The organism is Pseudomonas kairouanensis (assembly GCF_004682055.1).
GTDB classification, from domain to species: Bacteria; Pseudomonadota; Gammaproteobacteria; order Pseudomonadales; family Pseudomonadaceae; genus Aquipseudomonas; species Aquipseudomonas kairouanensis.
The window spans coordinates 178,598-202,962 of sequence record NZ_QUZU01000006.1 but is presented as its reverse complement, the minus strand read 5'-3'; the positions used below and the strand labels follow the sequence as shown (position 1 = coordinate 202,962).

The following is a 24,365-nucleotide window of genomic DNA, read 5'->3' as shown; positions in this document are numbered from 1 at the left end:
CTAAATTTCGAATTCAGACTGCAAAGCGGCCCTTACGCAGTACAAAACGCCCTCTGGCACACGCCCGGTGAACAGAGGCGCGATCTGCGCAACAGCTGGCAATTCGCCCTCGCCGTCCAGGAACGCGTCCTGGATCTCGCCGAGCAAATCCTCCGGTAAATCAAGGGCCTGCTCCAGCGACAACTGCTGTTGGCCAATGGATTCGGCGAGCAACGTATAGACGTTTTTTTCCGAACACTGCAACTGACCGGCGATCTGGATCGGGGTCATGCCGGCGCGTGCCAGGCTGATCAACTCGTGGCGGATATCGGCGACTTCCTTCGGCGCTTCGGCCTGGCCGCCGAGCACTTCGAGGAAGGCCTGGCCATAGCGTTCCAGCTTGCGCGCACCCACGCCGCTGACCCGCGCCATCTCCGCCATGGTGGTGGGCTGCTCGCGCAGCATCTCCAGCAAGGTGGAGTCGGGGAAAATAACGTAGGGCGGCACGCTGTGTTCCTGGGCCAGTTTGCGCCGCAGGGTGCGCAGCGCTTCCCACTGTTCGCGCTCTTCGCCACGTACAAGCTGGCTGGCTTGGCTGGTGCTGGTCTTGGCGGTGGTTTGCGGCTTGAGGTCGCGGCGTAGCTCCAGGCTCACTTCGCCCTTGAGCAGCGGCCGGCAACTGTCGTTCAGGCGCAGGCCGCCATAGCCCTCGATATCGATGTCCACCAGGCCACGGGCAACCATCTGCCGAAACAGCGAGCGCCATTCGCCTTCGGCACGGGCCTTGCCAACGCCATAGACCGAGAGTTTTTCGTGACCGAAGCTGCGTACCTTCTCGTTGTCCTTGCCCAACAAGACATCCACCAGATGGCCCACACCGTAGCGCTGGCCGGTGCGGTAGATGGCGGACAAGCCCTGGCGCGCCGGTTCGGTGGCGTCCCAGGTTTGCACGCCATCGATGCAGTTGTCGCAATGACCGCAAGGCTCGGGCATGTCTTCATCGAAATACGCCAGCAAGGTCTGGCGGCGGCAGCGGGTTTCTTCGCACAGCGAAAGCATGGCGTCGAGCTTGTGCTGCTCCAGGCGCTTGTGACGCTCGTCGCCTTCGGAGTTCTGCAGCATCTGCTTGAGCATCACCACGTCCTGCAAGCCGTAGACCATCCAGGCGTCTGCCGGCAGGCCATCACGGCCGGCACGGCCGGTTTCCTGGTAGTACGCCTCAAGGGACTTGGGCAGGTCCATGTGCGCCACGAAGCGTACGTTGGATTTGTCGATGCCCATGCCGAATGCAATGGTAGCCACCATGATCAGGCCTTCCTCGTTGAGGAAGCGCTTCTGGTGCGCCGAGCGCGTTTCGTTGGGCAGGCCGGCGTGGTAAGGCAGCGCGGGGTAGCCTTGTTCACACAGGAACGCGGCCACTTCATCGACCTTCTTGCGCGACAGGCAATAGACGATGCCCGCATCGCTGCGCCGCTCGGACAGGAACGCCAGTAACTGCTTGCGCGGCTGCTCCTTGGGCACGATGCGGTAGAAAATATTCGGTCGGTCAAAGCTCGACAGGAAACGCTCGGCGTTCTGCAAATGCAGGCGCTCGACGATCTCTTCGCGGGTACGTTTGTCGGCGGTGGCCGTCAGGGCGATGCGCGGCACGTCCGGGAACAATTCGGCCAATTGGCCCAGTTGCAGGTACTCGCGACGGAAATCGTGGCCCCATTGCGACACACAGTGGGCTTCGTCGATGGCGAACAGGGCGATTTCCAGGCTTTGCAGGAAGGCCAGCATGCGCGGTTGCACCAAACGCTCGGGCGCCAGGTAGAGCATCTTCACTTCACCGCGCTTGATCCGCGCCGCCAGGTCGCGCTGCTGTTCGGCGCTGAGGGTGGAGTTCAACGAAGCGGCGGCGACACCGAGTTCTTCGAGGGTGGCGACCTGATCGTCCATCAAGGCGATCAGCGGCGATACCACCACCGCCAGGCCATTGCGCAGCAGCGCGGGCACCTGGAAGCACAGGGACTTGCCGCCGCCGGTAGGCATCAATACCAGGGCATCGCCGCCACTGGCCACGCGCTCAATGATCGCACCCTGGCGGCCACGAAAACTGTCGTAGCCGAAGATGTCCTTGAGGACGCGTTGAGCCTGTTCGAGCATGTAAAACTCCAAAATATCGCCGAAATCCCTCTGTACAGGCTGGCCGAAAAAACGCGAATTTACGGGAAATAATCCGTAAGCGAAGTTTTCACGGGTTGGCGCTTGGCCTGCAAGGGCATCACAAAACGCGGCAGTATACCCGAGGGACTCCCGGCAAAGGGCGCCGCTGACGAATAGCGACGGCTATCTAAAACCTGGCAAATATGCCGTGCGGCTGGCCTGGGCGCTCAAGAAGGCCTAGAATTCAGCATCGTTTATTCCCAAGGTAGTCCTTCAATGTCCTTCGCTGAGCAACTAACCCGCCTGCAAGCCTTCCTCGACGCCGATGAGCTGCATGACGAGGCGCTGGACTACGTGGCCGCCCACGGCTACCTGACCGCCCTGTCCATCTGCGCCGAGCCCGTACCCGACCGCGAGTGGATCGACGCGCTGTTCGCCGAAGAACCTCACTACACCGACGCTGCCCAGCGTGAAGAAATCGAATCCACCCTGCTGGCCCTAAAGGCCCACATCGGTCGCCAACTGGCCTCCGACGAGGAATTCGAGTTGCCGTGCGAGCTGGACCTGGGTGAAGAGCCGGATGACTCCGACCTGCGCGGCTGGTGCATCGGTTTCATGGAAGGTGTGTTCCTGCGCGAAGCCGCCTGGTTTGAAACCGCCGAAGAAGAAGTCAGCGAAATGCTGCTGCCGATCATGGTCGGTTCGGGCCTGTTCGATGATCAGCCAGAGTTCGCCGACATCGCTTCCGACGCCAACCTGATGGACGACATGATCGTACAGATCCCGGAAGCCCTGACCGCCCTGTACCTGCTGTGCAACGCTCCTGACGAAAAACCGGCGATCCTCAAGCCACGTCACCACTGAGTCGCTTGCCCGTGACACCCATGGGCAATCGCTCTGTGCTCCTGCGCTACGTGCTGCTGGCCATCGGCTGGCTGAGCGTGGCGCTGGGGGTGATCGGCATCTTCCTGCCGGTGTTGCCGACCACACCCTTCCTGCTCCTCGCCGCCGCCTGCTTCGCCCGCAGTTCCCCGCGTTTCTACCAATGGCTGGTGGAACACCCGCGCCTGGGGCCTTGGATTCGTGATTACCTGGACGGCAATGGCATCCCCCTCAAGGGCAAGGTCTACGCCATCGGCTTGATGTGGTTGAGCATCGGCTTTTCCTGCTACCTCGTCCCCCTGCCCTGGGCACGCGCCTTCATGCTGACCAGCGCCGTGCTGGTGACGGTGTATATCCTGCGCCAGAAAACCCTGCCACCGCGCTAAGCCGCGACATCAGGTCGCGCTCAGACCTTGGTCGACACTGACTAACCCCAAGCATCATGCGAGACTGTCCAACCGGGCCTGGAAGGCCCGGTGTTCTTACGCTCGGAGTTACCATGACGCTGTCCAGCGGGCTGATCGCCGCCGTTGCCCTGGCCTATATGGCCATTATGTTTGCCATCGCCTTTTACGGTGACCGTCGCCATGCGCCGCTGCCGCCCCGTGTGCGTGCCTGGGTGTATAGCCTGTCGCTGGCGGTTTACTGCACAAGCTGGACCTTCTTCGGCGCCGTAGGCCAGGCAGCCGAACAGCTGTGGGCGTTTTTACCGATCTACCTGGGCCCGGTGCTGTTGCTGGTGTTGGCACCCTGGGTGCTGCAGAAGATGATTCTGATCAGCAAGCAGGAAAACATTACCTCCATCGCCGACTTTATTGCCGCGCGCTACGGCAAGTCCCAGTCGCTGGCGGTGGTGGTGGCGCTGATCTGCCTGGTGGGCGTGCTGCCCTATATCGCCCTGCAACTCAAAGGCATCGTGCTGGGGGTGAACCTGCTGATCGGTGCCGGCGCCGATACCACCGGTACCCGCGCGCAAGACACCGCGTTGATTGTGTCCCTGGTGCTGGCGCTGTTCACCATTGTGTTCGGCACGCGCAACCTCGATGCCACCGAACACCACCGTGGCATGGTGCTGGCGATTGCGTTTGAATCCCTGGTCAAGCTGTTCGCGTTTCTGGCGGTGGGTGCGTTTGTGACCTACGGCCTGTACGACGGCTTCGGCGACCTATTCAGCCAAGCGATGCTCGCCCCCCGACTGGATGAGTACTGGAAAGAGACCGTCAACTGGCCCTCCATGGTGGTGCAGACCGGCGTGGCGATGATGGCGATCATCTGCCTGCCTCGGCAGTTCCATGTGACGGTGGTAGAAAACATCGACCCTCAGGACCTGCGCCTGGCCAAGTGGGTGTTTCCGGCCTACCTGATTCTCGCCGCACTGTTCGTGATCCCGATTGCCCTCGGCGGCAAGATGCTGTTGCCTGCGTCTGTATTGCCCGATTCCTACGTGATCAGCCTGCCCCTGGCTGAAGCGCATCCGGCCCTGGCCGTACTGGCATTTATCGGTGGCGCCTCGGCGGCCACCGGCATGGTGATCGTGGCAAGCATCGCCTTGTCGACCATGGTCTCCAACGACATGTTGCTGCCTTGGCTGCTGCGCCGCTCCAGCGCCGAGCGGCCGTTCGAAGTGTTCCGTCACTGGATGCTGTCGGTGCGCCGAGTGAGCATTGTGATCATCCTGCTGCTGGCCTATGTGAGCTACCGCTTGCTCGGCTCCACCGCGAGCCTGGCGACCATTGGCCAGATCGCCTTTGCCGCCGTGACCCAGTTGGCCCCGGCCATGCTCGGCGCGCTGTACTGGAAGCAGGCCAACCGGCGCGGCGTATTTGCCGGCCTGGCGGCGGGCACTTTCCTGTGGTTCTACACCTTGGTCCTACCAGTTACGGCGAAAAGCCTGGGCTGGTCCCTCAGCCTTTTCCCTGGGTTGACGTGGATGCATTCCCACCCGCTGGGCCTGTCTGTCACTTCCTTGACCCTGGGCACGGTGTTCTCCCTGGCGGGTAACTTCACGTTGTTTGTGTGGGTGTCGATGCTGTCGCGCACACGGGTGTCCGAGCACTGGCAAGCCGGGCGCTTCATCGGCCAGGAGATCAGCCAGCGCGCCAGCGCCCGTTCGATGCTGTCGGTGCAGATCAGCGACCTGCTCAGCCTGGCGGCACGCTTTGTGGGTGAAGAACGCGCCCAGCAAAGTTTTATTCGCTTCGCCTACCGCCAGGGCAAGGGCTTCAACCCCAACCAGAATGCCGATAACGATTGGATCGCCCACACCGAGCGCCTGCTGGCGGGTGTGCTCGGCGCCTCATCGACGCGTGCGGTGGTAAAAGCCGCGATTGAGGGTCGGGAAATGCAACTGGAGGACGTGGTACGGATCGCCGACGAAGCCTCCGAAGTGCTGCAGTTCAATCGCGCATTGCTGCAAGGCGCGATTGAAAACATTACCCAGGGCATCAGCGTGGTGGACCAGTCCCTCAAGCTGGTGGCGTGGAACCGGCGTTATCTGGAACTGTTCAACTACCCCGATGGCTTGATCAGCGTGGGCCGGCCCATCGCCGACATCATCCGCTACAACGCCGAGCGCGGCCTGTGCGGACCGGGCGAGGCCGAAGTGCATGTGGCGCGACGCCTGCACTGGATGCGCCAGGGCCGCGCGCACACCTCTGAGCGACTGTTCCCCAACGGGCGGGTGATCGAGTTGATCGGCAACCCCATGCCCGGCGGCGGTTTTGTCATGAGCTTCACCGACATTACGGCGTTCCGCGAGGCTGAACAGGCACTCACCGAGGCCAATGAAGGCCTGGAGCAACGGGTCACCGAGCGCACCCATGAGCTGTCCCAGCTCAACGTGGCGCTGACCGATGCCAAAGGCGTGGCCGAATCCGCCAGCCAGTCCAAGACGCGCTTCCTCGCGGCCGTCAGCCATGACCTGATGCAGCCGCTGAACGCTGCGCGGCTGTTCTCTGCCGCCCTCTCCCACCAGAACGATGGGCTGTCGAATGAAGCCCGACAACTGGTGCAGCACCTGGACAGCTCATTGCGCTCGGCTGAAGACTTGATCAGTGACTTGCTGGATATCTCGCGCCTGGAAAACGGCAAGATCAACCCGCAGCGCCAGCCCTTTGTACTCAACGAACTGTTCGACACCCTGGGCGCCGAGTTCAAGGCGCTGGCCCAGGAGCAAGGCCTGCGCTTCCGCCTGCGGGGCAGCCGCTTGCGCGTCGACAGTGACATCAAATTGCTGCGGCGCATCCTGCAGAATTTTCTTACCAATGCTTTCCGCTATGCCGACGGCCCGGTGCTGCTGGGCGTACGCCGACGTCAGGGCGAACTGTGCCTGGAAGTCTGGGACCGCGGCCCCGGCATTCCACCGGACAAACAGAAAGTGATCTTCGAAGAATTCAAACGCCTGGACAGCCACCAGACCCGTGCCGAGAAAGGCCTGGGCCTGGGCCTGGCGATTGCCGACGGCCTGTGCCGTGTGCTCGGTCATCGCTTGAGCGTACGCTCATGGCCAGGCAGAGGCAGCGTATTCAGCGTCAGCGTGCCCCTGGCGCGCAACCAGGCCAGCCCAAGGGTTTTGGCCCCACAGGAAAACGGCCTGCCCCTCAGTGGCGCGCAAGTGCTGTGCGTGGATAACGAAGAAAGCATTCTGATCGGCATGCGCAGCCTGTTGAGCCGCTGGGGCTGTGAAGTGTGGACTGCCACCGACCAGGCGCAATGCGCGGCGCTGCTGGCCGATGGCGTACGCCCGCAATTGGCCTTGGTGGACTACCACCTGGACCATGGCGAAACCGGTACCGAATTGATGGGTTGGCTGCGGGCGCAATTGGCAGAGCCGATTCCGGGGGTGGTGATCAGTGCCGACGGGCGCCCGGAGATGGTGGCCGAGGTGCATGCGGCGGGGCTGGATTATTTGGCCAAGCCGGTGAAGCCGGCGGCGTTGCGGGCGTTGCTGAGTCGGCATTTGCCGCTGTAGGCACGTCCAACTCGATCAAAAATGTGGGAGCGGGCTTGCTCGCGAAAGCGGTGGATCAGTCACATGTGCATTGACTGACACACCGCTTTCGCGAGCAAGCCCGCTCCCACAATTGGTTCTGCGTTATTCGGGAAGGTGCGCCACGCCATCGGCATCGGTCATTGCCCTTTCGAGCAAATCCGCCGGCAGGCTTTTACTGGCCCGCGCCCCAAGCAACCTCAGTTGCTCGGTACGACTGACCAGATTCCCACGTCCATCTGTCAGTTTATTGCGCGCCGCACTGTAAGCCTTATCCAACTGCTGCAAGCGATTGCCCACCTCATCCAGATCCTGGATGAACAGCACAAATTTGTCGTACAGCCAGCCAGCGCGCTCTGCGATTTCCCGCGCGTTCTGGCTCTGGCGCTCCTGCTTCCACAGGCTGTCGATCACCCGCAGGGTGGCAAGCAAAGTAGTTGGGCTGACGATCACGATATGGCGGTCGAAGGCTTCCTGGAACAGGTTCGGCTCGGCCTGGAGCGCAGCGGAAAACGCCGCTTCGATGGGCACGAACAGCAACACGAAATCCAGGCTGTGCAGGCCTTCCAGGCGTTTGTAATCCTTGCCCGCCAAGCCTTTGACGTGATTGCGCAGGGACAATACGTGCTGTTTCAACGCGGCCTGGCCGATCACCTCGTCATCCGCCGCGACGAACTGCTGGTACGCCGTCAGGCTGACTTTGGAGTCCACCACCACCTGCTTGTCGCCCGGCAACATGATCAGCACGTCCGGCTGGAAACGCTCGCCATCCGGGCCCTTGAGGCTCACCTGGGTCTGGTACTCGCGGCCTTTCTCCAGGCCGGCGTGCTCCAGCACCCGCTCAAGGATCAATTCACCCCAGTTGCCCTGGGTTTTCTGGCCCTTGAGGGCGCGGGTCAGGTTGGTGGCTTCGTCCGACAGGCGCAGGTTCAATTGCTGTAGGCGTTCGAGCTCCTTGGCCAGGGAAAAGCGCTCGCGGGCCTCGTTCTGGTAGCTTTCTTCGACGCGCTTTTCGAAGGACTGGATGCGCTCCTTCAACGGATCAAGCAACTGCCCCAGGCGTTCCTGGCTGGTTTCGGCAAAGCGCTGCTCACGTTCATCGAAGATCTTGCCGGCCAGTTCGGCGAACTGCGCACGCAACTCGTCCCGTGAACCTTGCAGGTCGGCTAGGCGCTGTTGATGGCTGTCCTGCTGCTCGCGTAACTCGGCGCGCAAGGCTGCCGCCAAGGCGTCGAGGCGGCGCAATTCAGTGTCTTTGGCGCTGCGGTCGAGGTTCCAGGCATGGGCGGCGTCGCGGGCGTTGTCGCGGTCGATCTGCAGCAACTCGACTTCGCGACGCACAGCGGCCAAATCGGCTTGCTTGGCGGCATTGGCGTGGCTCAGGTCACTGATCTCATCGCGGCTGGCCTCCAGCTGGGCGGTGAGGCCTTCCTGGGCCAATTGTGCAGTGGCCAGGCGTTCTTCGAGCAGTTCCCAGCCGGTCATGCGTGCGCTCAGTCGCCGTTGGAGCTGCCAGCACACCGCCAATAACGGCACTGCAGCGCCAGCGAGGCCCAGGGCAATACTGGTCCAGTCAAACACCATAGCCATTTCTGCCATTACCGAAAAAGAGCAAGGTTAACGGAGCCTAAGGCGGGAAGACAGTTCAGTCTTCGACTTGGCCCAGTTCGCGCTGGGCGCGGCGGTCGCCGGCGCGGGCGGCCAGGCGCAGCAGGTCGTGGCCGATGCGACGGTCACGGGCGTTGCCGCATTCCCGGCACATCAGTTGGCCCAGACGGCTCTGCGCGGCCACCACGCCTTCACGGGCCGGCTGCTTGAGCAAGCGCCCGGCAAAGTGCTTCACGTTGGTGTTGTGCCCCAGGCGCGGGCTGTCGAGCAACCACAAGGCAACTTTCAAGGAAAAGCGCTTGGGGGCGGTAACAGTCTGCGGGGTATCGGTAACAGAAGGTGATACTGAGCGAAACTTCATAAAACACTGTGGGACAGATCGGAAGGCGCGCCACTCTACTCTTTTTTTCGTACAGGTAAAGCTGAAAAAACGCTGCACGCCCGTTCTAGAGCAAGCGCTCGGGACAATCCACAGAAGCTGTGGATAACTCAGTGGACAACCCCCCTTTAACTCGCGCAAAGGCCCATGGAATGGGGCTCGCAGACAAACTGACGATTTTTTCACCAATAAAAAAAAGCCAGATTTTTCATTGACTTAAATTTTCATTGCAGGCAAATAGCGATCTCGCAGCACTGTTGACAGCCTGGTTACACCCGCCGCAACTAATGTGCACAAGTACCGGCCCGGCGGTTATATCGACGGCTTTTTTTGGAGCGATTCACCCTGGAAATGTTACCGCGAGGACAAACCGGGGCCTTTTCAAATCCAGAAACGCTCGCCACACTTGCCGACCTACAGCACAACGGTGGGTGGGTCGATGAAAGGAATACTGCTGTTTGCCACGCTGTTGTTGGCCATCTGCGTCATTTCCCTGGGGATCAATGCGGCACTGCCTTCCCCGGATGGCGCACTGTTTGCCATCGCCATCCTGCTGTCGGCGGCCTTTACGGCAGTGAGCCTGTGCATCGAATTGGGCGAAGGCCGTATCAACGACATGGGTGATGTGATGAAAGCGGTCGAGACCGGCCAGTCGCTGCGCCTGACCCTGGCAGCCTACGGACTGGGTTGTTCACTTGCGGCGGCGGCCACTGTGCTGATCTATCACGGCCTGCTGGGCAGCTGATTGAAGTTTTTTTGCTATCACACTTCCCTTACCTGTTTCAATCCGTTACTATCCGCGGCGTTAGTACCAAGCTGAAAGTCAATTCTGGTCGAACAACTCCCCCGAACAACGTGGGATCGACCACCTCGATGGTTTCCAGGTATTCCTTGCGACGACACAGCCTTTGAACAAGCAAAGGGTGTCGCGAAGACTCAATACTCTGACCGAACCAGCCTGCAAATTGATCAGGATCTTCACCCCGGGCCCAGAACCTTTGCCCCTGTTGTGTTGCCTGCCCTCCTAAGTACCTACCTGCCAGCCCAAGCGCGCCTAACTTATTAGCGCTTCAAACTGGCTGCTTTGTTCCAGTCGGGTTCTTCGTTTGATCAATGGTGATCAACGTTACTGGAACGTTTTAACGTTGCACGGTTCTTAATCCGTGTCATTTGTAGGAACACCAATAATATGAACGCTCAAATCCATACTCAGGATGCCATTCGCACCCTCACCAATGCTTTTGCCCCAATGAACTGCCTGATCATGGCCGCTCGCAAAGGCTGCTTCAGCTTCACCCTGGTCAACGAACACGGCATCGCTCGTCACAGCGAACGCCTGTACCCCGATCAATACTCCAGCGCAGAACCGCTGCAGGCCGTGATCGAGCGTACCCGTCAGGCACTCACTGCCTGATCGACCGGAGTCGCTGAAACACACAAAACCCTGTTTAAACAACAGGGTTTTTTATTGCCCAATATTTGTGTTTTGAGTAATCGCACTAAGTTCAAATAGATATAAACGTTATAACTAAATGAAGAAGATGTTTTAAAAACAGTCCTTTACAACACAAATATGACACTACACTTCAACTCAAGCGGCATGATCCGCTTCCGGCGAGCCTGAGATCCGATCCACTGCTGCCAAGCCCCCACTCAGGCCTCGTCGGCCGATTTCTTCACGGATTGAGGCCTGTATGGGTATCGCCGCCAGCGAATTGTGTCGTTACGTGATCCGGCCGACGTTGATCTACCTCGGCTGCCATAACGAGACGGCTGAAGCACTGCTGCTGGGCATTGCCGCCAGCCAGTCGGAACTGGGCTCCGCCCTGCACGACCGGCGCGGCCATGGCCTGTACAGCATCACCGAGCCGCGCCATCGCGCCCTATGGGACAACTACCTGGCGCTGGACCCCGAGCGCGCCAGCCTGGTACGCGGCCTCGCCAGCCAACACGCGTTCCTCAGCGCGCCACAACTGGAACTCACCGTAAACCTGCGTTATGCCACCGCCATCGCCTGGCTGTTGGTGGAACAACACACTCCCGCACTGCCACCGCCCGGTGATGTCTTGGCCATGGCGCGTATCTGGAAAGAAATATTTCACCCCCACGGGCGCCTCAAGGATTTCACCCAAACCTGGCAAACCTGTGTTTCACCCATGAATCACGCGGTTTGCTGACCGGGCAATTTGCAAGGTTCGCCAAAAAACCCGAATTTTGGTCGGATTGTCCTACAAAACCGCTCTATCTCCTGCATTACAGCCTATAGCGCTGCCTTAAATTTATTGATACTTTCCGCAGCGGTGATCACCACGGAGTTCTAATAATGAAAAAAGTAATGCTCAAGACCACACTTAGCCTCGCCGTTGCCATGGCATCCTCCCACCTGTTCGCAAGCGGTTTTGCACTGAACGAACAGAGCGTCAGCGGGATGGGTACGGGTTTCGCAGGTCGCTCCTCTTCTGCCGATGATGCAAGCACTGTTTACGGTAACCCTGCCGGTATGTCCCGCCTTAATGGCCAGCAAATTACAGGTGGTGTGGCGGCGATTGATGCTTCCACCGACATCAGCGACACCGGTGGCAACTCTCGCGGTTCGAACAAAGGCGACATGGTGCCGTTCACTGCAGTGCCATTTGGTTTCTACACCAACAAACTCAACGATCAGTGGGCCATCGGCTTCGGTGTCTATGCACCGTTCGGCCTGGTGACCGACTATGAAAGCGGCTTCCAAGGCCGTGGTTTCGGCAGCAAGAGCGAAGTGAAGGTCATGACCTTCCAGCCGACTGTCAGCTATGCGTTCAATGACCGCGTTTCCATCGGCTTTGGCCCGACTATCAACCGTATTTCCGGCGTGCTGGAATCGGATCGCACCACGCTGCCGACCGCCGATACCACCAACGTCAAGATCAAGGGTGATGACACCGCGCTGGGCTTTAACATTGGCGTACTGGTTCAAGCGACCGATACTACCCGCGTAGGCCTGACCTACCACTCCAAGGTCAAATACAAGCTCGACGGCCACACTACCGTCAGCGGCCCAGCGAGCACTCAGTTCCTGCTGGCCAACAACCGTTACGATGCGTCGCTGAAAATCGAAACCCCTGAGTCCTACGACCTGTCGGTTACTCAAGACCTGACTGACGCGTGGAAACTGTATGGCGGTGCAACGTGGACACGCTGGAGCCGCCTGAAAGAAATCACCGTCAATAACGAAGGTATTTCGGCTGCAAGCGGTGCCCTTGGCGGTGGGCTCAGCAGCATCACCGAAGAACAGAACTGGCATGACACCTGGGCCTATGCCGTGGGTACGTCGTACCAGCTGACCAAGCAAGTGGTACTGCGTACGGGCTTGACCTTCGATCAGTCGCCAACCAACAACACCGATCGTTCGCCGCGCATTCCTACTGGCGACCGTACGATCTTCAGCGTGGGCCTGGGCTACAAAGTCATGGATAACATGACCATCGACCTGGCTTACTCGTACCTGAAAGAAGAAGACGTCAAGATCAACCAGACCGCCGACGCACCCTCGACTGCCAGCTACCGCGCCAAATACGAAAACAGCGCCAACGGCTTCGGCCTCGGCATGACCTACACCTTCTAATTCAGACGGGTGTAAAAAAGCCCCGCTCTCCTGCACAGGAGGCGGGGCTTTTCAATGGCTGGCGATCAGGGCTTGGACGCCAATGCCTTCTCCACCGCCTCGATCAAGTCCGGACTGTCCGGCTTGGTCAAGCTGGAGAAATCGGCGATCACATTGCCCTGGCGATCCACCACATACTTATAGAAATTCCACTTCGGCGCATTGCTCTGCTGCGCCAACACCTTGAACAGGTGCACCGCATCCGGCCCCTTGACCTTCTGCGGCTCGGTCATGGTGAAGGTCACGCCGTAATTCACGTAGCAGACCTTGGCGGTTTCCTCGCCGGTCTTGGCCTCTTGCTTGAAGTCATCGGAGGGTACGCCAATCACTTCCAGCCCTTGGTCCTTGTAGCGTTGATACAACGCCTCAAGCCCTTTGAACTGCGGCGCGAACCCGCAGAAGCTCGCGGTATTGACGATCACCAGGGGCTTGCCAGCAAAGCGCTGGCACAGGTCGATGGATTCCTTGGCGCGCAGCTTGGGCAACTGGCCTTCCAGCAGCGGCGGGCAACTGGCAGCCATTACAACACTGCCAATCGCCATCAGGACGGGTACAGCGAGCCAACGCATCTGCATGTGAGGTGTCCTTGAATGAAGTCAGGCCACGACGTTAACAGATCGACATGCCCAGTTGCATCAACGCCAGGCCACCGTGCTGCCAGCCCCACCAGGCCAGCAGCATCAGGATCAGCCCCGCCGTGATCACCAAACCCCGTGCCGCTGTGCTCATGCCGCCTCCATCTGCGCCTGCAATCGGGCCACTGGACGCTCGCGCACCGGCCAGTTCAGGGCCGCCGCGAGCACGCTCAACAGGATCGCCACCTGCCAGATCAAATCGTAGCTGCCGGTTCGATCATAGACCACCCCGCCCAACCAGCCGCCGAGGAAGGAGCCGATCTGGTGGAACAGGAACACGATCCCACCGAGCATGGAGAGATTTCGCACGCCGAACAGGGTTGCCACGGTGCCGTTGGTCAGTGGCACGGTAGAGAGCCACAACAACCCCATCGCCATCCCGAACAGGTAGGCGCTCACTTGAGTGACCGGTGCCCACAGGAACAACACAATGACCACCGCACGCAACAGGTACAACGCCGTCAACAGGCGGGGCTTGGACATGCGCCCGCCCAGCCAGCCGGCGGTGTAGGTGCCGATGATGTTAAACAGGCCAATCAACGCCAGCACTGTCGTGCCTGTGGATGCGGGCAGATGCTGGTCGACCAGATAGGCTGGCAAGTGCACGCCGATAAACACCACCTGGAAACCGCAGACGAAAAAACCAAACGCCAGCAGCCAGAACCCGGAGTGACTACAGGCCTCCGTCAAGGCTTCACGCAAGGTTTGTTGACCGGCCGTGACCGCCAGCGGTCGGTCCTTGAGCATGCTGACCAGCGGCAAAATCAGCGCCACCATCAAGCCCAGGGTGAGCAAGGCGGCGGACCAGCCCAACCAACTGATCAAGCCCAACGTGCCCGGCACCATGGCGAACTGGCCAAAAGAACCTGCGGCGCTGGCAATACCCATGGCCATGCTGCGTTTTTCCGGCGCGACGGCGCGCCCCACCACACCCAGGATCACCGAGAACGAGGTCCCCGACAGGCCGATACCAATCAGCAACCCTGCGCTGAGGGACAACGACCATGCCGAATCCGACAACCCCATCAGCACCAGTCCTACGGCGTACAGCACCCCACCGATAAACACAACTTTAGTCGCGCCGAAACGGTCGGCCAGCGCACCGGCAAACGGCTGGGCCAGGCCCCATACCAGGTTTTGCAGGGCGATTGCCAGGGCAAACGTGCCGCGGCCCCAACCAAACTCGCTGCTCATCGGCGCCAGAAACAGGCCGAAACCATGCCGCACACCCAACGACAGCGCCAGGATCAGCGCACTCCCCACAAGAATCCAGCCACTGGTGCGCCACATCGAGGTCATTTCTTATTCTCCGCTCGCGGGTATATACCCGCTTATGTTCGGACGAGCCCGCGTTCAGGCGAGTTCGTCCAGCAAGGCCAACAAGGTTTCGCGTTTATCCGCGCCGAGTTGATCGATCAATTTCTGCTGTGCTGCTTCCCAGGCCGGTAACGCAGCGGCCAGTCGCTCCTCACCCGCGGTGGTCAGCAACACCAGGCGGTTGCGCAGGTCGTCGCCTTCCACCAGTTGCACCAGGCCTTCGCCTTCCAGCACCCGCAGGTTGCGCCCCAAGGTGCTGCGATCCAGGCCCATGGCTTCGGCCAGGCTGGAAATGCTCGGCTGGTCCAGGCGCTGCAAGTTGCACAGCAAGGAATACTGGGCGACGTTGATCCCGAAGCCATCAAGGGCGCCGTCGTAGTGCCTGCTGACGCCACGAGCGGCGCGACGCAGGTTGGTGCATAAACATTGGGAGGCAAGCATGGAACGTGTATATACCCGCGATTAACAGAATGCAAGAAAGTGTTACAAAGCCAGGCCGACCAACACCGCCACTTCCAGCAGCTCCAGCAAGGCACCCGCCGTGTCGCCGGTGGTGCCCCCCAGGCGCTTGACCATCAGGTGGCGCAAGCCGATAAAGCACAGTGCGGCGAGCAACACGGCGATCCCGCCGCTGAACCCACCGATCACAAGGCACGCCAGACCACTGAGGATCAGCACTTGTTGGCCGACGACTCGGGGTAAATGGTCTGACAAGGCCTGGCCCAATCCCCCGGCACGCACGTAGCGCGTGGTCAGAAACAACGCCAGCATCGAAGCCCGCCCGATCAAGGGCGCCAAGACCAACGCCGCGCCGTTATGTTGCTCGATCAACGCCACCAACGCGGTGAACTTGAGCAACATCACCAGGCCCAGGGTCACCACCGCAATCGGCCCACTGCGCGGATCTTTCATGATGGTAAGGGTGCGCTCGCGATCGCCGAAGCCACCCAACCAGGCATCGGCGCTGTCCGCCAGGCCATCGAGGTGCAAACCGCCGCTGAGCAGCACCCAGGCAGTCAGCAACAACGCGGCATGCAACAACACCGGCGATCCCATCAACACGGCGTTCAGGCCCCACAACAGCACGCCGAACAACAGCCCGACCACCGGGTAAAACAGCAGCGAGCGCCCCAGTTCCTGGGGTTGCGGCATACCCGGCAGGCGGATCGGCAGGCTGCTCAGGAACTGCAAGGCAATCCAGAATGGCAACATGGTCAGACGCCTTCCTTCAATGCGCCTTCTGCACCGACCTGCAGGCTGAACAAGCCGCCGTGGGCCACTTCGACATTCAGCAGTTGCTCACGGGGCAACCCCCGCGCACGGGCCAACAGTAAGCGCATCACCCCGCCGTGGCTGACCAACAGCACGCGCTCGCCGGCGCAGGCCTGATGCAAGCGTGCGACAGCGCCCAGAACCCGGTCAGAAAAGTCGCAGACAGGCTCTCCCCCAGGCGGCGTAAAGCGGTAGGGATCGGCCCAGAAGAGGCCCAAGCCCTCGGCGTCAGTCTCCATCAAGGCTGCCGCGCTTTGCCCTTCCCAGGCGCCGAAGTGCAATTCTTGCAGATCCTTTTCCAGGCTCACGGGTACATCGAGGCGGGCCCCCAACGCCTCGGCAAACCGCGCGCAGCGCTGCAGCGGCGAACTGACCACACGGTCCCAAGGCCCTTGATTTACCACGGCGGCATGCATCTGCTCCCAGCCCTTAGGGGTGAGCGCATCGTCCAGGCTGCCGCGCAGTCCCCCCCCCAGTTCGGTTTCGCCGTGACGCAGCAGGTCCAGGAGCAAGGTCATGCCGGGCGGTCTGCCACGGCGGCTTCGGCAAACGTCGCCATTTGCCCGTGCAACGCACAGGCCAGGCGCAACACGGGCACCGCCAGCGCCGCACCACTGCCCTCGCCCAAGCGCAGGCCCAGTTCAAGCAGCGGTTGCGCGTCCAGGCTTTGCAGCACATGCCGATGGCCGGGTTCGGCACCACGATGGCCAAACACCAGCCACTCGCGGCTGGCCGGGTTCAGGCGCGTGGCCACCAGCGCCGCGACGGTGCAGATAAACCCATCCACCAGCACCACGATGCCTTCCTGGGCACAGGCCAGATATGCACCAACCAATGCAGCAATCTCGAAGCCCCCCAGATTGAACAGGGTTTGCAACGCATCACCGCGCTGCCCGGCGTGCAATGCCAGCGCCCGCTCGATCACGGCCACTTTGTGGCTCACGCCCTGGGCATTCAAACCGGTCCCAGGCCCCGTCAAGTCAGTGACCTGGCAATCGAGCAATGCACAGGCCAACGCGCTGGCGGCAGTGGTATTGCCGATCCCCATTTCGCCACCGACAAACACCTGCGCACCGCCCTGCAACGCACGCAGAGCGCTGTCGCGACCGGCTTGCAGGGCCTGGCGCCCCTGGGCCTCGGTCATCGCCGGGCCGTTGACGAAGTTGGCGGTGCCCGCGCCGATATTCAGGTGACGCACACCCGGCAAACTCAGCGATGGGGTAACCGTGCCGAGGTCGATCACTTCCAACTGCGCATCCAGCTGTCGCGCCAACACACTGATGGCCGCGCCGCCGGTGACGAAGTTGTGCAGCATCTGCCCGGTGACTTCCTGGGGATAGGCCGACACACCTTCGGCAACCACGCCATGGTCACCGGCAAAAATCGCGATCCACAGGTGGTCCACGGCAGGTTTGACCTGGCCTTGCAGGCCTGCCAATTGCACCGCCAAGGCCTCCAACTGGCCGAGGGAACCGGCCGGTTTGGTCAACTGTTGCTGGCGTGCCAGGGCATGTTCGTACGCTTGAGCGTCAATGGCCTTACAAGGGTTGAGCCACCAGGTGTCAGTCATAACGCAGTACCTTTCAAAGTCAGGGGCAGGCCGGCAACCGTCAGGACAACACGCTGACAACGCTCGGCCAAGGCTTGATGCAGCCAACCGGCTTCATCCACATAGCGGCGAGTCAATTCGCCCAGCGGCACGACACCCAGACCGGTCTCGTTGCTGACAAAAATGATTTCACCCGGCAGCGTGGCCAGGGTGTCCAGCAGTTGATCGCGCTCCACCGCCAGGCGGTTCGCGTCGTCGAGCATCAGCAGGTTGGTGAGCCACAGGGTCAGGCAATCCACCAACAGGCAGCGATCGGCGGCGGCGTTTTGCTGCAACACCCGCGCGAGTTCCAGGGGCTCTTCGATCAGGCCCCAATGGTCGGGGCGGCGCTGACGATGCAGGGCGACACGCTGGTTCATCTCGCCGTCCAGGGGTTGGCTGGTGGCGATGTAGATGACGGGTAACGCACTGTCGCTGGCGAGCCTTTCGGCCAGGCGGCTTTTGCCGGAGCGGGCGCCGCCGAGGATCAGTTGGAGCATGGGGTTATACCTTGTGGGTCTTCGAGGCTGGCACACACGGTTAAATCCCGCATAGGTTGCGCAAGAGGTCAGTGTCCAAATGGTTTTGCACCAAGTCCGCCAAGCGCTCGATATCGCGCTCGCGCAATGCGTGGTAATCCACCTCCTGCACAGCCTGCAGCCCCGCCCAGCGCAACAAGGCGCTACAGGCGGCCGGGGTTTCGAACAGGCCATGCAGGTAGGTACCAAGGATCTGCCCGTCTGCACTCTGGGCGCCGTCGTTGCGGCCGTCATCCAGCACGACCGCAGCGCTCGACAAGGCTTCGCCGGACGTCACTCCCGCATGGATCTCGTACCCGCTGACCTCGGCATCCTCCAGCCGTAAACGCCCGCGCACGTTGCGCAGTTGCTTCTCTTCTTCCAGCGTGGTGCTGAACGCCAGCAACCCCAGGCCCTCGCTGGAACCCGCCGGCCCTTCCAGGCCCAAGGGGTCGTGCACCTGCTCGCCGAGCATCTGCAAGCCGCCGCAAATACCCAGCAGCTTGCCACCGTAACGCAGGTGCCGCGCCACCGCGGTGTCCCAGCCATTGGCGCGCAGGTAAGCGAGGTCGCTGCGCACGCTTTTCGAGCCGGGGAGGATGATCAGGTCGGCGGCCGGAATCGGTTGGCCGGGGCCGACAAATTGCAAATCCACCTGGGGGTGCAGGCGCAACGGGTCGAAGTCGGTGTGGTTGCTGATGCGCGGCAACACCGGCACCACCACCTTGAGCACCTGGGCGGCTTTGCTGATCTGGCGCTGGTCGATGCCGTCCTCGGCCTCCAGGTGCAGGTCCATCACGTAGGGCAATACGCCCACCACCGGCTTGCCAGTGCGTGCCTCCAACCAATCCAGCCCCGGCTGCAGCAACGCGATATCGCCGCGAAAGCGGTTGATGATGAAACCTTTGACTCGCGCCTGTTCGCTGGGGGACAGCAACTCCAGGGTGCCCACCAGATGGGCGAACACGCCACCACGGTTGATATCGGCGATCAGCAGCACCGGGCAGTCCACCGCCTCGGCAAAGCCCATGTTGGCAATATCGTTGGCGCGCAGATTGATCTCGGCGGGCGAACCCGCGCCCTCCACCATCACCACCGGGTAAGCCGCGCTCAACCGCGCATGGGAGGCCAGCACCGCCTGCATCGCGATGGCTTTGTAGTCGTGATAGGCCACGGCGTTCATGCTGGTCACCGCACGGCCATGGATGATGACTTGGGAGCCCGTGTCGCTGTTGGGCTTGAGCAGCACCGGGTTCATGTCGGTGTGGGGCGCCAGGTTGGCCGCCTGGGCCTGCACGGCCTGGGCGCGGCCGATCTCGCCGCCCTCGGCCGTCACGGCGCTATTAAGCGCCATGTTCTGCGGCTTGAATGGCGCCACCGCCACGCCCTGGCGGATCAACCAGCGACACAGCGCAGTCACCAGGGTGCTTTTGCCCGCGTCGGAGGTGGTGCCTTGCACCATCAGCGTACTCATGAGGCGTCCTTGTAGGCCAACAGGGCTTCGTCGAGGCGCGACCAGTCGCCCTCGGTGTCGGGCAGGCCAAACCGCAGGCTGCTGTCGTGAGCAAACAAGCGCAGCAGGATGCCGCGCTGGGCCATGAATTCGTGCATGCGTTCGGCATGGGGCGTGATCAGCCACTGGAACAACGCGCAGCCGCCGTGGGGTTGAAAACCTCGGCGCTCAAGCAAAGTGAACAAACGTTGGCCGGCTTCGATACACCGTGCACGTTGCCGCGCATGCCCTTCGAAATCCCGCAGGCACACTTGCCCCAGCACTCGGGTCGGCCCGGCGACGGCCCAGGGCCCGACCTGTTCGGCGAGCAGTTTGAGCAAGCGGCGCTCTGCCAGCACAAAGCCGAGCCGCACACCGGCCAGGCCAAAGAACTTGCCGAACGAGCGCAGCACGATCAGCCCAACCTGCTGGGCATGGCTTGCCAGGCTCAATTGCGGGGTCACGTCCATGAAGGCTTCGTCCACCACCAGCCAGCCACCGCGCTGGGCCAGGCGCGAGTGCCAGTCCAGCAAGCGTTGTGGGGACAGGCTCAAGCCGGTGGGATTGTTGGGGTTGACCACCACCAGCACATCGAAGCTGTCGAGGAAAAAATCAACTTCCTGCTCCTGTACTTCGCGCACCACGTAACCGGCACGGCGCCAGGCTTGGGCATGTTCGGCGTAGCACGGCGACAGCACGCCGACTTTGCCCGAGCGGCGCAGGCGCGGCAGCAGCTGGATCGCCGCCTGGGAACCGGGCACCGGCAGTAAATGCGCGGCACCGTAGTACTCGCTGGCGGCCTGCTCCAGGCCATCGTCGGTTTCCGGCAAGCGCGCCCAGGCCCGCGAAGGGATCTCGGGGATCGGAAACGGCCAAGGCGCCAGGCCGCTGGACAGGTCCAGCCAGTCAGCCTCTGCTATCCCGTATTGAATCGCTGCCTTACGCAGCCGCCCACCGTGTTCAAGCATAGAATTGCGCCCCCGCGCACAGGATCAGCAGCCACAACCATACGCCGCGCTGCACCAGTTGCCAGCCTAGGTCGATTGAACCGGCATCCGCCGCGGGGCCTTCACCCAGGGGTGGACGTTGGTGCACTTCGCCGTGGTAGATCGCAGCACCGCCCAACTCGACGCCCAGTGCACCGGCACCAGCCGCCATCACCGGGCCCGCGTTGGGGCTGTCCCACGTCGGGCCCTGCGTGCGCCAGCACTTAAGAGCCAGTCGGGTTTTGCCGAGCAGCGCGTAGGTCAACGCCACCAGGCGTGCAGGAATGTAGTTCAGTACATCGTCGATTTTCGCCGCGGCCCAGCCGAAGCGCTCGAAGCGTTCGTTGCGATAGCCCCACATGGCATCAAGGGTGTTACTCAGCCGATAGAGCACTACGCCCGGCACGCCTGCGACCACAAACCAGAACAGCGCGGCAAACACCGCATCGCTGCCGTTCTCCAGTACCGACTCGGTGGCGGCGCGGGCAACTTCGGTGCTGTCCAGCTCGCTAGTCTGGCGACTCACCAGGTAGCTCACACGCTGGCGCGCTTCATCCAGGTTATCGCTGCGCAGGGCCTGGGCGACGGGGATCACATGCTCGCCAAGGCTGCGCATGCCCAGGGCGCAGTACAGCGCCAGAATCTCCAGCACCCAGCCGATATACGGTGCCCACGACAGGGCGGTGGCCAGCAAGGTCAAAGGTACGACGGCGATAAACCACGCCGTCACGCCATGGCTGCGCCAGCCCCGGCCACCGGTATTGAAACGTTGCTCGATGCGCCCGGCAAAATGACCGAACGCCACCAGCGGATGCCAGCGCCTGGGTTCGCCCAGCAGCGCGTCCAGCGCCACTGCCGCGACACACAGCAAGGCCACACTCATTGACTCACTCCCCACGTATTCTCGTACAACATGTCACTCAGCGGTCGAGGCTCGGTCCAGCCTTCAAGCTGCAACATCGGTGCCGGGTAGAACTCGACCACGGGCCCCAGGCATAGCACCGCCAGGGGTTTCGCGCCGGGCGGCAGGCCCAGCAGGTCGGCGAGGGCCTGGGGTTCGAACAACGAGACCCAGCCCATGCCCAAACCTTCCACGCGGGCGGCCAGCCATAGGTTCTGGATGGCGCAGGACAGCGAGGCCATGTCCATTTCCGGCAAGGTGCGGCGGCCGAAGATGTGCCGTTCGCGATCATCCATCAATGCCGCAACAAGCACTTCGGCGCAGTCGTGGATGCCTTCGACCTTGAGCTTCATGAATTCATCGGAGCGCTCACCCAGGGCCTGGGCGGTGCGCACACGCTCTTCTTCCACCAGTTGCTGGATTTGCCCGCGCAGGTGGCGGTCGCTGATGCGGATGAAACGCCAGGGCTGCATCAGGCCGACACTGGGTGCCTGATGGGCAGCCTGGAGCAGGCGCTGCAGCAACTCGGGGGCCACGGTGCCGCCGCTGAAGTGGCGCATGTCGCGGCGTTCGGCGATGGCGCGGTAGACGGCTTGGCGGTCGGCTTGGGGGAAGGCGTTGTCGGTCATGGCCCTATCGGGAGCAAGCCCCCTCCCACATTGGATTGGCAGCGTTCATTAGGTTTTTGACAAGGCAGGAGCAGTGCGGCTACAGCTTTTGGATTCGATGGGAAATAAAAGTGCACGTAGGATGCGGTCATCCGCCCGTGTCGATACACCGCTTCTGCCCCGCGTCCGCCATTGGGGCTGACGCCACGGGCAATCGGCTGGCATTCGGTGCTGGTCAGGGAGTGGTGATAGGTGTGACCCCGTAGCGTGCCTTCCGGCAACTCGACATTTTGCAGGGCCAGGGCCGCGAGTTTCTTTTGCATCACCGCATCGCCTTGCAGCAGGCCGACCAGTTCGGCGCGGGTGCCGTCCACATCGGTGAGCGAGTTCAGCAGGTACAACATGCCGCCACATTCGGCCAGCAGGGGTTTGCCCGCCGCGTGGTGAGCGCGGATGGCGTCGAGCATCGAGGTATTTTCCGACAGCGCCTTGTGGTGCAGTTCCGGGTAACCGCCGGGCAGGTAGAGGCTGTCGGCGTCGGGCAAGTGCTGGTCATGGATCGGTGAGAAAAACTCAAGCTCGGCGCCCATTGCCCGCAACAGGTCAAGGCTGGCGCCGTACGTGAACGCGAAAGCTTCGTCACGGGCCACGGCGATGCGCACGCCGGCGAGCAACGGCTCGGCCACGACCACTTCGGGCGCGGCGAAGGTGACCGGCGGCGGCAGCGCGACTTCGCAACTGCTGCCCAAGGCTTGGGCAGCGGCGTCCAGGCGCAGGTCGAGGTCATTGAGTTCACTGGCTTGCACCAGGCCCAAATGGCGGCTGGGCAACTCGATCCCGGTTTCGCGGGACAGCGCGCCGTACCAGCGCAACCCTTCGGTGAGGCTGCCTTCAAGCAGTTGTGCATGGCGCAGGGTGCCGACACGGTTGGCCAGCACGCCGGCAAACGGCAGGTCCGGCTGGTAGCGCGCCAGGCCCAGGGCCAGGGCGCCGAAGGTCTGGGCCATGGCGGTGCCGTCGATCACGCCCAGTACCGGCACGCCGAAGTGGCGCGCCAGGTCGGCGCTGGACGGGGTGCCGTCGAACAGGCCCATCACGCCTTCGATCAGGATCAGGTCAGCCTCCCCTGCCGCTTCCCACAACAGGCGACGACTTTCTTGCTCACCCACCATCCACATGTCCAACTGATACACCGGCGCCCCGCTGGCGCGCTCGTGGATCATGGGGTCGAGAAAGTCCGGCCCGCATTTGAACACACGCACCTTGCGCCCCAGGTTGCGATGCAAACGGGCGAGTGCTGCGGTGACAGTGGTTTTGCCCTGGCCGGACGCCGGTGCGGCGATCAATACGGCTGGGCAATGACGGGGCTGATTCAAAGTTCGACGCCCTTCTGTGCCTTGATACCGGCCTGGAACGCGTGCTTGAGCATGCCCATTTCGGTGACGGTGTCACCCATTTCGATCAATTCAGGCTTGGCGCCACGGCCGGTGACCACCACATGCTGCATCGGCGGGCGGGCTTGCAGGTCGCCCAGCACAGTGTCCAGGTCGAGGTAGCCGTGCTTGAGGGCGATGTTCAGTTCGTCCAGCACGACCATACCGATGGAGGGGTCTTGCAGCAGTTGCCGGGACACCGCCCAGGCAGCTTCAGCGGCGGCGATGTCGCGTTGGCGGTCCTGGGTTTCCCAGGTAAAGCCCTCGCCCATCACATGGAACCGCACCTGCTCGGGGAAGCGGCGGAAGAACAGTTCTTCGCCCGTGCTGTTACGCCCCTTGATAAATTGCACCACGCCACACTGCATGCCGTGGCCCATGGCCCGGGCGAGCATGCCGAACGCGGAGCTGCTCTTGCCTTTGCCGTTGCCGGTGAGCACCAGCAGCAAGCCGCATTCGTTGGGGGAATTGGCAATACGCTCGTCGATCACGGCTTTTTTGCGCAGCATGCGCGCTAGGTGGCGTTCGTCGCGGTCGGGGGAATCGGTCATGGCAGCTCTCCGTTGGGGCTGGACAAAAACGGCGGGCAGGAAAAAGAAACAACAGACAGCCAAGCATCGCCCACCGTGATGCTGTTGGATGCTCCGGGCCGGTCTCCGGGCTCATGAGTGGCGTGCAGGCCAACGCTGCGCCTTCCCATATCGCCGGGCGATACAGTGGCAGAAGGCAGCGTCTTGACTCATTTACCGTTGCGGGGGCAGCGCCGGAATTGCGGCAGCACTGTGTACAAGTGCGCTCACTCACCGGCTTCCCTGTTTCACTCTGTCGACCCATGGGTCACAGAGCACCTGGAACAAGTCGCGAAGGGTAGTGGGTTGGGGGTGGAGCGTCAATTAAAGCTGGCGTTGTACTTGCCCTTGAGAACACTACAAAACAACTGTGGGAGGGGGCTTGCTCCCGATGGCGGTGTGTCAGTCGATGAATATGG

General features: G+C 61.9%; 23 protein-coding genes and 1 riboswitch. Of the genes, 7 read left to right on the top strand and 16 right to left on the bottom strand.

Features of this window, described 5'->3' with window-relative positions; genetic code table 11:
* On the bottom strand, nt 1-2,127 hold the full coding sequence (gene recQ, locus DYL59_RS07915; RefSeq protein WP_135288669.1) for a DNA helicase RecQ: 2,127 nt from the start codon (nt 2,125-2,127) through the stop codon (nt 1-3).
* A 276-nt stretch (nt 2,128-2,403) separates the two neighbouring features.
* Here recQ and DYL59_RS07910 point away from each other — a divergent pair, with 276 nt between their 5' ends.
* From DYL59_RS07910 to DYL59_RS07900, 3 genes are all read left to right on the top strand, one after another.
* Nucleotides 2,404-2,991 carry a UPF0149 family protein gene (locus DYL59_RS07910; RefSeq protein WP_135288668.1) on the top strand — a complete coding sequence of 196 codons (588 nt, stop codon included), beginning with the start codon at nt 2,404-2,406 and terminating at the stop codon, nt 2,989-2,991.
* Between the two features lie 20 nt (nt 2,992-3,011).
* Entirely contained in the window at nt 3,012-3,395 is a 384-nt protein-coding gene (locus DYL59_RS07905; protein WP_135288667.1) for a YbaN family protein, read from the top strand.
* 113 nt (nt 3,396-3,508) lie between these two features.
* Nucleotides 3,509-6,979 carry a hybrid sensor histidine kinase/response regulator gene (locus DYL59_RS07900; protein ID WP_135288666.1) on the top strand — a complete coding sequence of 1,157 codons (3,471 nt, stop codon included), beginning with the start codon at nt 3,509-3,511 and terminating at the stop codon, nt 6,977-6,979.
* A gap of 123 nt (nt 6,980-7,102) precedes the next feature.
* Here the strand turns inward: DYL59_RS07900 and DYL59_RS07895 are convergent, their stop codons facing one another.
* On the bottom strand, nt 7,103-8,581 hold the full coding sequence (locus tag DYL59_RS07895) for a DNA recombination protein RmuC (RefSeq protein ID WP_135288678.1): 1,479 nt from the start codon (nt 8,579-8,581) through the stop codon (nt 7,103-7,105).
* 61 nt (nt 8,582-8,642) lie between these two features.
* Nucleotides 8,643-8,966 (bottom strand): SEL1-like repeat protein, encoded by a 324-nt coding sequence (locus tag DYL59_RS07890; RefSeq protein ID WP_025855837.1) that lies wholly within the window; start codon nt 8,964-8,966, stop codon nt 8,643-8,645.
* A 457-nt stretch (nt 8,967-9,423) separates the two neighbouring features.
* On the opposite strand from DYL59_RS07890, the gene DYL59_RS07885 reads away from it, so the two are divergent.
* From DYL59_RS07885 to DYL59_RS07865, 4 genes are all read left to right on the top strand, one after another.
* A complete protein-coding gene (locus DYL59_RS07885; protein ID WP_135288665.1) occupies nt 9,424-9,729 on the top strand; it encodes a hypothetical protein in 306 nt (101 codons plus the stop codon).
* 444 nt (nt 9,730-10,173) lie between these two features.
* Nucleotides 10,174-10,398, top strand: coding sequence for a hypothetical protein (locus DYL59_RS07875; protein ID WP_005790139.1), 225 nt, complete (start codon nt 10,174-10,176; stop codon nt 10,396-10,398).
* Nucleotides 10,399-10,678: 280 nt separating this feature from the next.
* A complete protein-coding gene (locus tag DYL59_RS07870) occupies nt 10,679-11,161 on the top strand; it encodes a hypothetical protein (protein WP_135288664.1) in 483 nt (160 codons plus the stop codon).
* Nucleotides 11,162-11,307: 146 nt separating this feature from the next.
* Nucleotides 11,308-12,588, top strand: coding sequence for an OmpP1/FadL family transporter (locus DYL59_RS07865; RefSeq protein WP_135288663.1), 1,281 nt, complete (start codon nt 11,308-11,310; stop codon nt 12,586-12,588).
* Between the two features lie 65 nt (nt 12,589-12,653).
* Here the strand turns inward: DYL59_RS07865 and DYL59_RS07860 are convergent, their stop codons facing one another.
* The 13 genes from DYL59_RS07860 to cobO all read right to left on the bottom strand — a co-directional run bounded on the left by DYL59_RS07860 (nt 12,654) and on the right by cobO (nt 23,928).
* On the bottom strand, nt 12,654-13,202 hold the full coding sequence (locus DYL59_RS07860; protein ID WP_135288662.1) for a glutathione peroxidase: 549 nt from the start codon (nt 13,200-13,202) through the stop codon (nt 12,654-12,656).
* 150 nt (nt 13,203-13,352) lie between these two features.
* Nucleotides 13,353-14,552 (bottom strand): MFS transporter, encoded by a 1,200-nt coding sequence (locus DYL59_RS07855; RefSeq protein WP_167496666.1) that lies wholly within the window; start codon nt 14,550-14,552, stop codon nt 13,353-13,355.
* A gap of 63 nt (nt 14,553-14,615) precedes the next feature.
* Nucleotides 14,616-15,020, bottom strand: coding sequence for a MarR family winged helix-turn-helix transcriptional regulator (locus DYL59_RS07850; RefSeq protein WP_135288660.1), 405 nt, complete (start codon nt 15,018-15,020; stop codon nt 14,616-14,618).
* A gap of 42 nt (nt 15,021-15,062) precedes the next feature.
* Entirely contained in the window at nt 15,063-15,791 is a 729-nt protein-coding gene (locus DYL59_RS07845; protein ID WP_135288659.1) for an adenosylcobinamide-GDP ribazoletransferase, read from the bottom strand.
* Between the two features lie 2 nt (nt 15,792-15,793).
* Entirely contained in the window at nt 15,794-16,369 is a 576-nt protein-coding gene (gene cobC / locus DYL59_RS07840; protein ID WP_135288658.1) for an alpha-ribazole phosphatase family protein, read from the bottom strand.
* Nucleotides 16,366-17,421 (bottom strand): nicotinate-nucleotide--dimethylbenzimidazole phosphoribosyltransferase, encoded by a 1,056-nt coding sequence (gene cobT / locus DYL59_RS07835; RefSeq protein ID WP_135288657.1) that lies wholly within the window; start codon nt 17,419-17,421, stop codon nt 16,366-16,368. The genes cobC and cobT overlap by 4 nt, the downstream gene beginning before the upstream one ends.
* Nucleotides 17,418-17,939: a bifunctional adenosylcobinamide kinase/adenosylcobinamide-phosphate guanylyltransferase gene (gene cobU / locus DYL59_RS07830; protein ID WP_135288656.1), complete on the bottom strand. Its 522-nt coding sequence runs from the start codon at nt 17,937-17,939 to the stop codon at nt 17,418-17,420. The genes cobT and cobU overlap by 4 nt, the downstream gene beginning before the upstream one ends.
* 40 nt (nt 17,940-17,979) lie before the next feature.
* Nucleotides 17,980-19,431, bottom strand: a complete 1,452-nt coding sequence (locus DYL59_RS07825) for a cobyric acid synthase (protein ID WP_135288655.1) — start codon at nt 19,429-19,431, stop codon at nt 17,980-17,982.
* Complete coding sequence (gene cobD / locus DYL59_RS07820) at nt 19,428-20,417, bottom strand: threonine-phosphate decarboxylase CobD (protein WP_135288654.1); 990 nt, start codon at nt 20,415-20,417, stop codon at nt 19,428-19,430. Before cobD ends, DYL59_RS07825 begins: the two co-directional genes overlap by 4 nt.
* A complete protein-coding gene (cbiB, locus tag DYL59_RS07815; RefSeq protein ID WP_135288653.1) occupies nt 20,410-21,318 on the bottom strand; it encodes an adenosylcobinamide-phosphate synthase CbiB in 909 nt (302 codons plus the stop codon). Before cbiB ends, cobD begins: the two co-directional genes overlap by 8 nt.
* Nucleotides 21,315-21,965, bottom strand: a complete 651-nt coding sequence (bluB, locus tag DYL59_RS07810) for a 5,6-dimethylbenzimidazole synthase (RefSeq protein WP_135288652.1) — start codon at nt 21,963-21,965, stop codon at nt 21,315-21,317. Before bluB ends, cbiB begins: the two co-directional genes overlap by 4 nt.
* Nucleotides 21,962-23,320 (bottom strand): cobyrinic acid a,c-diamide synthase CobB, encoded by a 1,359-nt coding sequence (locus tag DYL59_RS07805; RefSeq protein WP_135288651.1) that lies wholly within the window; start codon nt 23,318-23,320, stop codon nt 21,962-21,964. The genes bluB and DYL59_RS07805 overlap by 4 nt, the downstream gene beginning before the upstream one ends.
* A complete protein-coding gene (cobO, locus tag DYL59_RS07800) occupies nt 23,317-23,928 on the bottom strand; it encodes a cob(I)yrinic acid a,c-diamide adenosyltransferase (protein WP_135288650.1) in 612 nt (203 codons plus the stop codon). The genes DYL59_RS07805 and cobO overlap by 4 nt, the downstream gene beginning before the upstream one ends.
* Before the next feature lie 79 nt (nt 23,929-24,007).
* Nucleotides 24,008-24,244, bottom strand: a riboswitch (cobalamin riboswitch).
* Between the last annotated feature and the right edge of the window lie 121 nt (nt 24,245-24,365).

Coding starts and splice junctions, on each gene's coding strand:
- recQ (WP_135288669.1), bottom strand. CDS start 2,127: ATGCTCGAACAGGCTCAACGCGTCCTCAAGGACATCTTCGGCTACGAC.
- DYL59_RS07910 (WP_135288668.1), top strand. CDS start 2,404: ATGTCCTTCGCTGAGCAACTAACCCGCCTGCAAGCCTTCCTCGACGCC.
- DYL59_RS07905 (WP_135288667.1), top strand. CDS start 3,012: ATGGGCAATCGCTCTGTGCTCCTGCGCTACGTGCTGCTGGCCATCGGC.
- DYL59_RS07900 (WP_135288666.1), top strand. CDS start 3,509: ATGACGCTGTCCAGCGGGCTGATCGCCGCCGTTGCCCTGGCCTATATG.
- DYL59_RS07895 (WP_135288678.1), bottom strand. CDS start 8,581: ATGGTGTTTGACTGGACCAGTATTGCCCTGGGCCTCGCTGGCGCTGCA.
- DYL59_RS07890 (WP_025855837.1), bottom strand. CDS start 8,966: ATGAAGTTTCGCTCAGTATCACCTTCTGTTACCGATACCCCGCAGACT.
- DYL59_RS07885 (WP_135288665.1), top strand. CDS start 9,424: ATGAAAGGAATACTGCTGTTTGCCACGCTGTTGTTGGCCATCTGCGTC.
- DYL59_RS07875 (WP_005790139.1), top strand. CDS start 10,174: ATGAACGCTCAAATCCATACTCAGGATGCCATTCGCACCCTCACCAAT.
- DYL59_RS07870 (WP_135288664.1), top strand. CDS start 10,679: ATGGGTATCGCCGCCAGCGAATTGTGTCGTTACGTGATCCGGCCGACG.
- DYL59_RS07865 (WP_135288663.1), top strand. CDS start 11,308: ATGAAAAAAGTAATGCTCAAGACCACACTTAGCCTCGCCGTTGCCATG.
- DYL59_RS07860 (WP_135288662.1), bottom strand. CDS start 13,202: ATGCAGATGCGTTGGCTCGCTGTACCCGTCCTGATGGCGATTGGCAGT.
- DYL59_RS07855 (WP_167496666.1), bottom strand. CDS start 14,552: ATGTGGCGCACCAGTGGCTGGATTCTTGTGGGGAGTGCGCTGATCCTG.
- DYL59_RS07850 (WP_135288660.1), bottom strand. CDS start 15,020: ATGCTTGCCTCCCAATGTTTATGCACCAACCTGCGTCGCGCCGCTCGT.
- DYL59_RS07845 (WP_135288659.1), bottom strand. CDS start 15,791: ATGTTGCCATTCTGGATTGCCTTGCAGTTCCTGAGCAGCCTGCCGATC.
- cobC (WP_135288658.1), bottom strand. CDS start 16,369: ATGACCTTGCTCCTGGACCTGCTGCGTCACGGCGAAACCGAACTGGGG.
- cobT (WP_135288657.1), bottom strand. CDS start 17,421: ATGACTGACACCTGGTGGCTCAACCCTTGTAAGGCCATTGACGCTCAA.
- cobU (WP_135288656.1), bottom strand. CDS start 17,939: ATGCTCCAACTGATCCTCGGCGGCGCCCGCTCCGGCAAAAGCCGCCTG.
- DYL59_RS07825 (WP_135288655.1), bottom strand. CDS start 19,431: ATGAGTACGCTGATGGTGCAAGGCACCACCTCCGACGCGGGCAAAAGC.
- cobD (WP_135288654.1), bottom strand. CDS start 20,417: ATGCTTGAACACGGTGGGCGGCTGCGTAAGGCAGCGATTCAATACGGG.
- cbiB (WP_135288653.1), bottom strand. CDS start 21,318: ATGAGTGTGGCCTTGCTGTGTGTCGCGGCAGTGGCGCTGGACGCGCTG.
- bluB (WP_135288652.1), bottom strand. CDS start 21,965: ATGACCGACAACGCCTTCCCCCAAGCCGACCGCCAAGCCGTCTACCGC.
- cobO (WP_135288650.1), bottom strand. CDS start 23,928: ATGACCGATTCCCCCGACCGCGACGAACGCCACCTAGCGCGCATGCTG.